General features: G+C 67.6%; 9 protein-coding genes. 7 read left to right on the top strand and 2 right to left on the bottom strand.

What is annotated here, in order from left to right; translation table 11 throughout:
* The first annotated feature begins 1 nt into the window (after window position 1).
* The 3 genes from mutM to ftsY all read left to right on the top strand — a co-directional run bounded on the left by mutM (window position 2) and on the right by ftsY (window position 5,964).
* Window positions 2–982 (top strand): bifunctional DNA-formamidopyrimidine glycosylase/DNA-(apurinic or apyrimidinic site) lyase, encoded by a 981-nt coding sequence (mutM, locus tag KTR40_RS11150; protein WP_228403756.1) that lies wholly within the window; start codon window positions 2–4, stop codon window positions 980–982.
* Between the two features lie 110 nt (window positions 983–1,092).
* The gene (smc, locus tag KTR40_RS11145; RefSeq protein ID WP_228403754.1) at window positions 1,093–4,680 is read left to right on the top strand and encodes a chromosome segregation protein SMC; all 3,588 of its coding nucleotides are present in this window, start codon (window positions 1,093–1,095) and stop codon (window positions 4,678–4,680) included.
* Window positions 4,681–4,755: 75 nt separating this feature from the next.
* Window positions 4,756–5,964, top strand: coding sequence for a signal recognition particle-docking protein FtsY (gene ftsY, locus KTR40_RS11140; RefSeq protein WP_139029543.1), 1,209 nt, complete (start codon window positions 4,756–4,758; stop codon window positions 5,962–5,964).
* 80 nt (window positions 5,965–6,044) lie between these two features.
* Here the strand turns inward: ftsY and KTR40_RS11135 are convergent, their stop codons facing one another.
* On the bottom strand, window positions 6,045–7,286 hold the full coding sequence (locus KTR40_RS11135) for an MFS transporter (protein ID WP_370633124.1): 1,242 nt from the start codon (window positions 7,284–7,286) through the stop codon (window positions 6,045–6,047).
* A gap of 233 nt (window positions 7,287–7,519) precedes the next feature.
* Here KTR40_RS11135 and KTR40_RS11130 point away from each other — a divergent pair, with 233 nt between their 5' ends.
* The gene (locus KTR40_RS11130; protein ID WP_139029542.1) at window positions 7,520–8,878 is read left to right on the top strand and encodes an ammonium transporter; all 1,359 of its coding nucleotides are present in this window, start codon (window positions 7,520–7,522) and stop codon (window positions 8,876–8,878) included.
* On the top strand, window positions 8,875–9,213 hold the full coding sequence (locus KTR40_RS11125) for a P-II family nitrogen regulator (RefSeq protein ID WP_013601408.1): 339 nt from the start codon (window positions 8,875–8,877) through the stop codon (window positions 9,211–9,213). The genes KTR40_RS11130 and KTR40_RS11125 overlap by 4 nt, the downstream gene beginning before the upstream one ends.
* Window positions 9,214–9,340: 127 nt before the next feature.
* Here the strand turns inward: KTR40_RS11125 and KTR40_RS11120 are convergent, their stop codons facing one another.
* Window positions 9,341–10,744: a glucose-6-phosphate dehydrogenase gene (locus tag KTR40_RS11120; RefSeq protein ID WP_228403752.1), complete on the bottom strand. Its 1,404-nt coding sequence runs from the start codon at window positions 10,742–10,744 to the stop codon at window positions 9,341–9,343.
* Window positions 10,745–10,862: 118 nt separating this feature from the next.
* Here KTR40_RS11120 and ffh point away from each other — a divergent pair, with 118 nt between their 5' ends.
* Window positions 10,863–12,446: a signal recognition particle protein gene (gene ffh / locus KTR40_RS11115; protein ID WP_139029540.1), complete on the top strand. Its 1,584-nt coding sequence runs from the start codon at window positions 10,863–10,865 to the stop codon at window positions 12,444–12,446.
* Window positions 12,447–12,553: 107 nt separating this feature from the next.
* Window positions 12,554–13,285 carry an alpha/beta hydrolase gene (locus KTR40_RS11110; protein WP_139029539.1) on the top strand — a complete coding sequence of 244 codons (732 nt, stop codon included), beginning with the start codon at window positions 12,554–12,556 and terminating at the stop codon, window positions 13,283–13,285.

The following is a 13,285-nucleotide window of genomic DNA, read 5'->3' as shown; positions in this document are numbered from 1 at the left end:
CGTGCCCGAACTTCCCGAAGTTGAGGTGGTCCGCCGCGGCCTGGTGAGCTGGGTCCGCGGCCGGACCATCACCTCCGTGGAGGTCCTTGATCCGAGGTCCGTGCGCCGCCACGCCCTGGGTGTGGAGGACTTCACCGGGAACCTGGAAGGCGCCACGGTCGCAGACGTCGTCCGGCGGGGCAAGTTCTTGTGGATGCCGCTTCTGGAAGCCGGCAACGGGGGTGGCGTCGCCGGAGCCGCGCCGGTGCCAACCATGGACCGTCCGCGCGTTGCCCTCATGGCCCACCTGGGGATGAGCGGCCAGCTCCTGATGCAGGACCGGGAGGTTCCGGACGAAAAGCACCTGAAAGTCCGTTTCAGGCTCAACGCCAGTGACGGCATGCCCGAACAGCTCAGGTTCGTGGACCAGCGGATCTTTGGCGGACTGTTTGTCACGGCGATGGTCCCCACGGACGACGGCGGCCCCGGCGGCCTTGCCGAATCACCCTTGCCCTTGATTGCTGAGGAAGCGTCGCACATCGCGCGGGACCCCCTGGACCCCGCCTTCTCCTTCGACCTTTTCTACCGGCGCCTCCGCAAGCGCAAGACCGGCCTGAAGCGGGCCCTGCTGGACCAGGGACTGGTCTCGGGAATCGGGAACATCTACGCCGACGAAGCGCTGTGGTGGGCGCGGCTCCACTACGCCCGCCCCACGGACACCCTGCGCCGTGCCGATGCCGAAAGGGTGCTCGCCAGCGCCCGGGAGGTCATGCTGGACGCGCTTGCTGCCGGCGGAACGAGCTTCGACTCGTTGTACGTGAACGTCAACGGTGCCTCCGGATACTTTGACCGGTCCCTCAATGTCTATGGCAGGGAAGGTCAGGCCTGCAAACGCTGCGCCGCAGCGGGAATCCACGCCGTCATCCGCCGCGAGCAGTTCATGAACAGGTCCTCGCACACGTGCCCCGTCTGCCAGCCGCGTCCCCGGAACGGCCGTTGGTAGGCGCCGCGGAGGACTCCACGGCAGGGCCGAATCCCGGACTTTGCGCCGGAACCCGCTAGATTTAGGACAGCGAAGCAGCCGCCTCAGCCACTCAGGAGATCCGAAAAGCCTTGCACCTCAAAAGCCTGACCGTCCGGGGGTTCAAGTCATTCGCGTCCGCCACCACCTTCAATTTCGAGCCAGGGGTCACCGCGGTGGTTGGCCCCAACGGCTCCGGGAAGTCCAACGTGGTGGACGCCCTGGCGTGGGTCATGGGCGAGCAGGGGGCCAAAACCCTCCGCGGCGGCAAGATGGAGGACGTCATTTTCGCCGGTACGTCCGGCCGGCCGCCCCTTGGCCGGGCCCACGTCTCCCTGACCATTGACAACACTGACGGCGCCCTGCCCATCGAGTACAGCGAAGTGACCATTTCGCGGACGCTGTTCCGTACGGGCGGATCCGAATACGCCATCAACGGCGCCGGCTGCCGCCTGCTGGACATCCAGGAACTGCTGTCCGATTCCGGCCTGGGCCGCGAGATGCACGTCATCGTCGGCCAAGGACAGCTGGACCGCGTCCTCCATGCCACGCCGGAGGACCGGCGGGGCTTTATCGAGGAAGCCGCCGGCATCCTGAAGCACCGCCGGCGCAAGGAACGGACGGTGCGCAAACTGGAGGCCATGCAGGCAAACCTGCAGCGCCTCACGGACCTCACCGGAGAAATCCGGCGCCAGCTCACCCCGTTGGGGAAACAGGCGGAAGTGGCCCGCCGGGCCCAGCGGGTCCAGTTCGATGTCCGCGATGCCCGTGCCCGCCTGCTGGCCGATGACCTGGTGCAGCTCCAGTTGGCACTTGAACAGGACGTGGCGGACGAGGCTGCCCTAAAGGAACGGCGGGCCCTCGCCGGCCAGCAGCTCGAGGCCGGCCGCCGCCAGCAGGCTGAACTGGAGCAACTGGCTGCTGTTGCGACCCCCCGGCTGAATGCCGCAAGGGACGCCTGGTACCGGCTGTCCGCCGCTAGGGAGCGGCTGCGTTCACTCGGCTCCCTGGCCCAGGACCGCAGCCGCCTCCTGGGGTCCGTGGAGGCGCCGCCGTCGGGCCGGGATCCGGAACAACTGGAGCGCCAGGCAGCCAGGGTCCGCGAGGAGCTCGCCGAGCTTGAGCGCAGCATCCTTGACCGGCGAGCCGCCTTGGACACCGCCAGCGCGGCAAAAGCCGGGGCCGAGCGTGCCGCGCTCGAAGAGGACAAGCGGCTCACCGCGGAGCTGAGGGCGGCGGCTGACCGGCGCGAAGGGCTGGCCCGGCTGGCGGGCCAGGTTGCGGCGGCGAGGTCCCGCGTTGAGTCCGCCCAGGCGGAACTGGGAAGGCTTCGTGAATCCCTTGCCGCCGGGACCGAGCGCCGGGCACGTGCCCAGGCCGAATTCACGGCACTGGAAAACCAGGTGGCCGGTGTGGAAGAGGGAGAGGAATCCCTTGACGCCGATTACGAGGCCGCCAGTGATGCCCTTGACGCAGTGGTCCAGGAAATCGCCGGCCTGAAGTCAGCCGTCAGCGAGGGGGTACGGAAGCGGGATGCGCTGGCGGCGCGCCGGGACGCATTGAAGCTGGGCCTCGAACGGAAGGACGGGGCGAGGCACGCGCTGCACGCCGGCCTCGATGGAATCCTTGGTACCTTGGCGGCCGGAATCACGGTGGAAGCCGGCTTTGAGACGGCGATAGCCGCGGCCTTGGGGGAGGCCTCCGAGGCAATCGTGGTCCGGGATGCGGAGGCGGCAACGGCCGTGCTCCAGCTCCTCAAGGATGACGACGCCGGGCGGGCGTCACTGCTCCTCGAACCGGCGGGGGCCACGGCCGGACACCAAGCCGACTTTGGCGCGTCCCTCCCCACAGGCGCGCGCTGGGCGGGGGCCCTCACCAGCAGCGGCACCTCCTACGCAGGCCTGGTTGCGTCCCTGTTGGCCCGCACCGCCGTCGTCCCCGACATCCGGGCAGCGTCCGCCCTGGTGGCGGAACATCCCGGGCTGACGGCCGTCACTACCGCCGGGGATGTCTTCACCGCACTGTCAGCCACGGGCGGCTCGGCCAAGGCGCCGTCCCTCCTTGAGGTGCAGGCGGCAGTGGACGACGCCGAGAGCCGGCTTGCGGAGGTCACGGCAGGCCTGGAGCGGAACAGGTTCGCCCTTGCCGCTGCCGAGGCAAAGCGGACGGAGGTGCAGGAACAGGCCGATGCCGCGCTGGACAGACTGCACGAATCCGACGCCAAGCTCGCCGCGGTGGCGGAACGCCTCGGCCACCTGAACTCCCTACTCCGCAGCGCCGTCGGCGAAAGCGACCGCCTGGCGGCGTCGCTGGCCAGGGCCGAGGACAACGTGGCGGCAGAGGAGGAGGCGCTCGCCGCCGTGGCCGCACGCCTGGCGGCAGCACAGGAAGCGCCTGCGGAGCAGGAGCCGTCAACTGACCACCGCGACGCCCTGGCCCAGGCTGCGGCCCACGCACGGGCCGCGGAGGTTGAGGCACGCCTGGCGCTTCGCAGCGCCGAGGAGCAGCTCTCTGCCACCAGGAACCGCGTGGCATCACTGGAACGGGCCGCCGCCACGGAGCGCCGGGCCCGGGAGGAAGCCGCCGAGCGCGCGCGCGTGCGCCGCATCCAGGCGCGCCGCGCGGCCGCCGTGTCCGCCGCCGTCGGCCTGGCACTCCGCCACGTTGACGTGTCCGTGGACCTGGCGCGGCATGAACGCGACCTTGCCGAAGAAAACCGGGAGCAGCGTGACCAGGCCCTCGGGGAGGTCCGGACCGCCAATGAACTCCTGGCGCGGGAACTGGCCGACCTCACGGACAACGTCCACCGCGACGAACTCGCCCGCGCCCAGCAAAGGGCGCGGATCGAAGCGCTGGAAACCCGCTCCATCGACGAACTGGGAATAACCCCGGACGCCTTGGTGGCCGAGTACGGCCCGGACGTTCCCGTTCCGGTTCCGGCCGAGGAAAGCGGCGACAAATGGGCGGCCCTCCGCGCTCCGGTGGACGACGCCGGCTCGGAGATCGTCGAGGGAAAGCCGTACGTCCGCGAAGAGCAGGAGAAGCGGCTGCGGAAGGCCGAACGGGACCTCGCCAGCCTGGGCCGGGTGAACCCCCTGGCGCTGGAGGAATTCGCCGCGCTGGAGGAGCGCCATCAGTTCCTCAGCACCCAGCTTGAGGACCTGAAGGCCAGCCGGAAGGACCTGCTGGACATCATCAAGGAGGTGGATGACCGCGTCCAGCGCGTCTTCACCGAGGCCTTCGAAGACACCCAGGCCCAGTTCACCAGGGTCTTCGCCCGGCTCTTCCCGGGCGGTGAGGGGCGGCTGGTGCTCACCGACCCCGCCGACATGCTCACCACCGGAATCGAGGTGGAGGCGCGTCCGGCCGGAAAGAAGATCAAGCGGCTCTCGCTCCTGTCCGGCGGGGAACGCTCGCTGACCGCGGTGGCTCTGCTGGTGGCGATCTTCAAAGCACGGCCCTCGCCCTTCTACGTCATGGACGAGGTGGAAGCTGCCCTGGATGACACCAACCTGGGCCGGCTCATCACCATCTTTGAGGAACTCCGGGAATCCAGCCAGCTCATCGTCATCACCCACCAGAAGCGGACCATGGAAGTGGCGGACGCGCTGTACGGAGTCACCATGCGGGGCGACGGCGTCTCCACGGTGATCAGCCAGCGGCTCGGGGCCGACGTATGACCGGCCGGGTGTAACGGCAGGTCAACTGCACGCCCGCCCCCGGAAGGCCCCCGGTGCGTATGAGAAGCTAGGGGAGTGAATGACATCCTTCCCATAATTCTGTCCATTCTTGCTGCCCTGGTGGTTATTGGCGGGCTGATTCCGGTCCTCATGAAGACCCGGAAGAACATCACCCGGTACCCTGGCACGCGCGATGCCAACGACCCCGTCCTGCCGCGGGGCGGGAGCACTGCCGTGGAGGACCGGCCCGGCCCCGTGGCGGACCGGACTGCCCCGGACGGCGTGGACCTGGCGGGGCTGGAAACCGCCGAGGTCCCGGACACCGCGGCCGGGCTGGAAGTCATTCCGGTGGAGACACCGCTTCCCGTGGCCGGCCGGCTGGTCCGGCTGCGCGAGCGCCTGGTCCGGTCCAACAACATCATGGGCAAGGGGCTCCTGGCCCTGCTCTCAAGCGACAAGATCGACGAGAACGTGTGGGACGAGGTGGAGGAAACCCTCCTGCTGGCGGACCTGGGCACCGAACCCACCATGCAGCTCGTGGACGCCCTCCGCGAACGGGTCAAGGTCCTGGGCACCCGGACCCCGGAGCAGGTCAAAGAGCTGCTCCGCGAAGAGCTCATCAAGCTCGTGGACCCCACCATGGACCGCACCCTCAACGTCCAGCGCCACGCTGACAAGCCGGCCGTCATGATGGTGGTGGGCGTCAATGGCGTGGGAAAGACCACCACCGTGGGCAAACTCGCCCGCGTGCTCGTGGCGGAGGACAAGGATGTCCTCCTCGGCGCTGCGGATACCTTCCGCGCCGCGGCGGCCGAACAGCTGGCCACCTGGGGCCAGCGGGTGGGGGTACCGACTGTGAAGTCGGACATCGACGGCGCCGATCCTGCCTCCGTTGCCTATGAAGCAGTCAAGGCCGGCATCGACCAGGAAGTGGATGTGGTCATGATCGACACTGCAGGCCGGCTGCAAAACAAGGTGGGCCTCATGGACGAGCTGGGCAAGGTCAAGCGCGTTATCGAGAAGCTGGCGGAGGTGGACGAGGTCCTCCTGGTGCTGGATGCCACCACCGGCCAGAACGGCCTCAACCAGGCCCGCGTCTTCTCGGAAGTCGTGAACATCACGGGCATTGTCCTGACCAAACTGGACGGAACCGCCAAGGGCGGCATCGTCGTCGCCATCCAAAAGAGCCTCGGCGTCCCGGTCAAGCTGATCGGCCTGGGCGAGGGGGCGGACGACCTCGCCCCCTTCGATGCAGAGGCCTTTGTGGACGCACTGCTGAACTGACCCGACGCCATATCGTCGTGTAAAACGGCGGCCGTCCCACAGGGGCGGCCGCCGTTTTCGTCAGCGGGCAGGGCCCACGGTCAGGACTTTGCTGCCCGCAGCGTTTCGCGGGTGGCGGCCCAGCCCGCGGCCGCCACGAGCATGATGCCGCCGGTCACCCCGAAAGCCCAGCCGTAGCCCAGCCGGTCCGCCAGCACACCCGCCAGGACCGGCCCAACGATCGCGCCGACGTCGGACGTCATTTGGTAGGCGGCCAGGACCTTGCCCCCGGAGCGGCCGCTGCCGATCACGTCTGCGACGGCGGCCTGCTGGGCAGGGCCGAAGAGGCCGGAGCCGATGCCCGCCAGCGCCGACGCCGCAAGGAACCAGCCCAGCCCGGACGTAAAACCGATGGCAGCGGTGGCGGCCCCGGCAACAACCAGGCCGGCAATCATCATGGGCCTGCGGCCCAAGGTGTCAGCCAGCCGGCCGGAGAAGGTGAGGGCTGCGGCGTTCCCGGCGGCAAAGACCGCCAGCGCAAACCCGGCCGCCTCGGGTCCCGCCCCGAGTGCCGCCACCGCGAACAGCGGAACAGTGGCCATCCTGACTCCAAAAGTAGCCCAGCCATTCACGAAGCTGGACAGCAGGGCGATCCGGTAGGGGCCCATGGTCAGCGCTTCGCCCAGCGGCATGTCCGGCGCGCGTTCCTGCCTGTCCCCGCCGCCCCGGCGCTGATGGCTCAGCTGTGTCTGGACCACGACGGCGGCCATCACCAGGGCGGCCGCGTAGGCCAGGAAGGGAACGCGCAGGCCGAAGCCGGCCAGCATCCCGCCGACGATCGGGCCGCAGACATTGCCGATGAGGAAGGCCGACGCGTAGGCGCCGGAAACGCGGCCCCTGCTCTCCGGCGGAGCAAGCCGCACCACCAGTGCCATCGAAGCGACCGTGAACATCACCGATCCGGCGCCGCCAAGCCCCCGGAACAGCAGGAGCTGCCAATAGTCCTGGGCGAACGCGCAGGCGGCCGTGGAGGCAGCCACGATCAGCAGGCCCATGACGTAGACGGGCCGTTCGCCGAGCCGGCCAATCAGGGCACCGCCGGCCGGCGCGAAGACCAGCCGCATGAACGCGAAAATCGCCACGATCACCGAAGCTTCGGTATTTCCCACGCCGAAGGTTGTGGCGAACTGTGGCAACACGGGCGCAACAAGGCCGAATCCAAGGGCAATGAGGAAGGCCGCGGCCAGCATCACCTTGATGTCGCGCGGCAGCTTTTGCCTCCCGGGGTGCAGCAGGGAAAAAATCCGCGCTGTGGCGCGGCTCACGCGGGGTACAGCCGTCATGGTCGAAGGATCCTTGCGTACTGGGGTGCCGGGCATCGGCGGGAGAGGGGAAACATAACCGTAACAAGCCGGATATGCACCATTTACTTCCTAGAGGTTGTTGTAACAGCCCCGCAATCTAAATCCTCCGCGGCCGAAACACGGCGCCGACACACTCGTTACAGGACGCAAAAGGCGTTGGCAGGCGGATCATCTCCGCAATTTCGACCAAATCGATAAGAGAGGCGTGCACCATGGAACTTACCGCAGGTCACGTATGGATCATGGTGTCGGCGGCGCTTGTGCTGTTCATGACACCGGGTCTGGCATTTTTCTACGGCGGCATGACCCGGGCCAAGGCCGCGCTGAACATGATGATGATGAGCTTCATCTCCATCGGCATGGTTGGCGTTGTCTGGGTCCTCTGGGGCGCCTCCATGAGCTCCGGCGAGGGCTTCCTCCAGATCGTGGGCAACCCCTTCGCCACCTTCGGACTGGAGGGCATTGACACTCCGGACGGACTGATCAAGGTCGGCTACGCTGCCACCTTCGCCATCATCACCGTCGCACTGATCAGCGGCGCCATTGCCGACCGCGCCAAGTTCGGCGCCTGGTCTGTCTTCGTGCCCGTCTGGGTCACCCTTGTCTACTGCCCGCTGGCCTTCATGGTGTGGGGCGGCGGGCTGTTCGGTCCTGAAGGTGCAGTGGGCCAGGCGCTTGGCCCGGCCATCGACTTCGCAGGCGGCACCGTGGTCCACATCAACGCAGGTGTTGCAGCCCTGGTCCTGGTCCTTATCATCGGCAACCGCAAGGGCTTCGGCAAGGACCCGAACCACCGCCCGCACAACATCCCGTTCGTCATGCTCGGCGCAGCCATCCTCTGGTTCGGCTGGTTCGGCTTCAACGGCGGTGCCGCCACCACCGCTGAGCAGGGTGGCCTCATCTGGGTCAACACCCTCGCCGCCCCGGCTGCCGCGATGCTCGGCTGGCTGGTCACCGAGCGAATCCGCGACGGCCACCCCACCTCCCTGGGTGCCGCCTCCGGTGTTGTTGCCGGCCTCGTTGCCATCACTCCCGCCTGCGCCAACGTCAGCCCCGTCGGTGCCCTCGGCCTCGGCGTCGTCGCCGGTGTCGCCTCGGCCCTCGCAGTGGGACTGAAGTTCCGCTGGGGCTTCGATGACTCCCTTGACGTCGTCGGCGTGCACCTTGTCTCGGGCATCATCGGCACCGTGGCCCTCGGCTTCATCGCGCTGCCCACCGACGGTGTGGGCGGCGGCCTCTTCTACGGCGGCGGCATGACCCAGATGTGGGCGCAGCTCGCAGCGGCCGGCATCGCCATCGCGTACTCGGCAATCCTGACGGCGATCATCGCCTTCGCCATCCACAAGACCATGGGCTTCCGGGTCTCGCAGGAACAGGAAACGGTGGGTGTGGACCTCAGCCTGCACGCCGAGACCGCCTACGAGTTCGGTGTGGGCGGACACGGTGGAAGCTTCCAGCCGCTGCACGACATGATCACCGGCAAGACCCAGCAGGACGCGGCGCAGACTTCCGGCGCAGCGGGTGCGCCGAAGACCGAATCAGCAACAGGTAAGGAAAGCGTGGGGGCATGAAACTGATTACTGCGATCGTCCGGCCGGAAAAGCTCGAGGCCATCCGGGAAGGGCTGGAAGCCTACGGCGTGCAGGGCCTGACGGTCAGCGCGGCCAGCGGTTACGGCCGGCAGCGCGGTTACACCGAGGTGTACCGCGGAGCGGAGTACAACGTGGACCTGCTGCCAAAAATCCGGGTGGAGGTCCTGGCCACGGACGAACAGGCAGATGACATCCTGGACGTCATCATCGCCAGCTCGAACACCGGCCGTGCAGGTGACGGCAAGGTGTGGACGGTGGACGTTTCCGAGGCGGTGCGGGTCCGCACCGGCGAACGCGGCGTCGCCGCAATCTAGGACAGCAACACAGCACCAACATCAGCAGGGCGGGCAGGGTAACCGGAAGGTTCCCTGCCCGCCCTGCTGTGCCGCGTCCTTTGCCGGCCCGCAGGCTGGACGCAGCCGCCATATAGCCGCGCCGGACTCAGTCTCCCGGCACCGTGCCGGGCCAGCCCGCGGGCCCGGCCGATCCGGCGTCGTATTCTTCCAGCGGGACAGAATCCTGCTGCCAGGCTTTGAGCACAGGTTCAACGATGCGCCAGCATTCCTCCGCCGTGTCGCCGCGGACGGATAGCAGCGGGTCGCCCGCGAGCACGCCCTCAAGGACCTCACCGTAGGGGAGGAGGTCGGACGCGCTCAGTTCCGCGTCGAGGGTGATGCGGCCCAGGCTGAAGATGTTCCCGGGACCATTGACGTCGACGTCGAACGCCAGGGTGTCCGGCCCAAAACCGATCCTTAGCTTGTTCGGGGAGTCAACGCCGGTAAAGCCCAGGGGAAGGTGGGGAACCGGACGGAAAGTGACCACGGCTTCCTTGCGCTTGACGCCCAGCGCCTTGCCGGAACGAAGAATGAAGGGGACGCCCTTCCAGCGCCAGTTGTCGATGTTCACCTGGATTTCGGCCAGGGTCTCTGTGCCGCGGGCCGCGTCCACGCCATCCTCCCGCGCATAGTCGGGGACCTCCTTCCCGGCCACTTCACCCGCCGTGTAGCGTGCCCTGCGGGTGGAACCGGCGTAGGTCTCCGGGACGCTGCTGGCGCGAAGGACAGTGGAAATGGCGTCGCGCAGGTCCCGTTCGCCGATGGTGGCCGGTGGCTCGATGGCCATCAGGGCCATGATCTGAAGGAGGTGGCTCTGGATCATGTCCCTGAGGGCTCCCGCGCCGTCGTAATACCGGGCCCTTCCCTCCAGCGCGAGGTCTTCGTCAAAGATGATTTCCACTTTTTCCACGTGGTGGCGGTCCCAGACGGGCTCCAGGAAGTTGTTGGCGAACCGCAGGCCCAGGATGTTCAGGACGGTGGCCTTGCCCAGGAAGTGGTCCACCCGGTGGATGTGGTCTTCCGGGACCAGCCGGACCAGCGTTTGGTTGAGCGCCCGGGCAGACTCCTGGCTGGAGCCGAAGGGCTTTTCCATCACCAGCCGCGTGCCGGCCGGGACCTGGCCGGGCCTGAGCGCCTCACAGGCGAGCTGGCTGACCCTTGGCGGGAGGGCAAAGTAGACGGCGGTGGGCCCTTCCAACTCGGCAAGCAGCGCCGCCAGGGCGCCGTCGGCAGTGACATCAAGCTGGTGGTAGACAGTTTCCTTTTCCAGCGACTGCAGGGCTTCTTTCCCTTCAGGATCGGCAGGTCCGGCAGCTGCTTCGAAGGCCGCGTGCACCCGTTCGCGCCACTGTTCCGGGGTCCACGGATCGGACCCTGCACCGACGAGCCGAAGACCCGTGGCCCGGCCCTTTGCCACCAGGCGCGCCAGGCCGGGCAGGAGCAGCCGGCCCGTGAGGTCGCCGGAAGCGCCGAGGATGAGGAGGGTTTTTACAGTTGGTTGGCTCGTCATTTTGCCAGCATGCCACCTTGGGGGTCCGACTTGGTACCCTAGATAGTCGAGTCCCGATCATCCACGGCCTTTGATCATCCACAGCCTTTGATCATCCACAGAAAGAAGTGCACGTCGCGTGTTCAATTCACTCTCTGACCGGTTGACAGCAACCTTCAAGAACCTGCGCGGTAAAGGCAGGCTCTCCGAGGCCGACGTCGATGCCACAGTCCGCGAGATCCGCCGTGCCCTCCTGGATGCCGACGTTGCCGTTCCCGTTGTCCGTGAATTCACCGGCCGGGTGCGGGAACGCGCCCTGGGTGCCGAGGTGTCCGGTGCGCTGAACCCGAGCCAGCAGATCGTCAAGATCGTCAACGAGGAGCTGGTGGAGATCCTCGGCGGTGAAACCCGCCGGATCCGCCTGGCCAAGAACGGCCCCACCATCATCATGCTGGCCGGCCTGCAGGGCGCCGGTAAGACCACCCTCGCCGGCAAACTGTCCAAGTGGCTTAAGGCCCAGGGCCACAGCCCCATCCTGGTGGCCTGCGACCTGCAGCGCCCCAACGCGGTCACCCAGCTGCAGGTGGTGGGCCAGCGCGCCAAGGTGCCCGTATTCGCGCCGCACCCGGGAGCGACATCCTCCGAACTCGAGCACCCTGCCGGCGACCCCGTGGCGGTCGCCCGCGCCGGCGTGGAGGAAGCCCGCCAGAAGCTGCACGACGTCGTCATTGTGGACACCGCCGGCCGGCTCGGCGTTGACGCGGACATGATGGAGCAGGCGCGCCAGATCCGCCGCGCCATTGTGCCCAACGAAGTCCTGTTCGTCATCGACTCCATGATCGGCCAGGACGCCGTGAACACGGCGCTTGCCTTTGACGAGGGCGTCAACTTCACGGGCATCGTCCTGTCCAAGCTCGACGGCGACGCGCGCGGCGGTGCCGCGCTCTCGGTGGCTTCGGTCACCGGCAAGCCCGTGATGTTCGCGTCCACCGGCGAAGGCCTGGACGACTTCGAGCTGTTCCACCCGGACCGGATGGCTTCGCGCATCCTGGACATGGGTGACGTCCTGACGCTGATTGAGCAGGCGGAGAAATCCTGGGACAAGGACGAAGCCGCCCGGATGGCGAAGAAATTCGCCGACCAGGAAGACTTCACCCTTGAGGACTTCCTGGCCCAGATGCAGCAGATCCGCAACATGGGCTCGATGAAGAAAATGCTCATGATGATGCCGGGCGCGCAGAACATCCGCCAGCAGCTGGAGCAGTTCGACGAACGCGAGATCGACCGCGTCGAGGCCATCGTCCGCTCCATGACCCCGCACGAGCGTGTTGCGCCCAAGATCATCAACGGCTCCCGCCGTGCCCGTATTGCCCGCGGTTCCGGTGTCCACGTCTCCGAGGTCAACGGGCTGCTTGAGCGCTTTGCCCAGGCCCAGAAGATGATGAAGAAGATGGCCCAGGGCGGCATGCCGGGGATGCCCGGAATGCCGGGCATGCCGGGGGCCGGTGGCGGGGCGCGGAAGAACGCCAAGAACGCCCCCAAGAAGAAGGCGAAGTCCGGCAACCCGGCCAAGGCCGCCCAGGAGCGGAAGGACGCCGAGGCCCGCCGGGCGAACGCGGCCAAGGCGTTGCCCACCGGCGCTGCCTTCGGCCAGCAGGGCGGCGACTTCGACCCGTCCCAGCTGAACCTGCCCAAGGGCTTCGACAAGTTCCTGGGCAAGTAGCAATCCCTGTCTCCCAACCAGGTAGCGCCAAGTGTCGTTTTGACGGTTCATAACGACACTTGGCGCTACCTGGTTGGGATGTCGGGGCTGTGGAATAGGGTTGGGTCATGTTCAAGCAGAGGGTAGTGTTCGTGCACGGCGCGGGCAGCTTCGGCGCCGCCGCCTGGCCCCGCCAGCATGGCCTGGCACTGTCCTATGACGCCCTGTTCCTGCGCCGCCACGGCTACGATCCCGTGGCGGAGCCAGTGGAATCCTCCTTCGACGAGGACGCCCGGATCCTGCTGCGGTCGCTGGCCGACGACGGCCGGGGCGCCGTAGGCGGGCACATCGTGGCACACGCCCAAGGCGCCATCGCAGCGATGATGGCCGCCGTCGAACGTCCCGACCTTGTCTACTCGCTGACGCTGGTGGAGCCAGCCTGCCTGTCCCTGACCGCGGAACTGCCGGCCACGGCAGCCCACATCGCGCTGATGAGGCCGCTCCTGGACATCCGGCACCAACTCAGTGATGAGGACTTCCAGCGGGAATTCGTCCGCCGGGTCTACGCCACGGACCTGCAGCATCCGGTCACGGTGGAAGAAAAGCGGTCCGCCCGGCGGCTGCGGCTGCAGGTGCCGTCGTGGGAAGCGCCGCTGCACATCGTTCCCGGTGTGCCTACGCTCGTCCTGACGGGCGGCTGGGAGCCGCTTTACGAAGAGATCGCGGGCTACCTCCGGGAGACCGGCGCCCTGCACCGCACTGCGGCGGGAGGGCACCGGCCCCAGGATTCAATCGAAGGGGACCGCATCATCCGCTCGTTTATCGGTGACGCCAGCCGGGTCCAGGCACGCGCCTCCTGA

It is taken from the genome of Pseudarthrobacter sp. L1SW, from assembly GCF_020809045.1.
Classification (GTDB): Bacteria; Actinomycetota; Actinomycetes; order Actinomycetales; family Micrococcaceae; genus Arthrobacter.
This window is presented reverse-complemented; position numbering and strand designations above follow the sequence as displayed.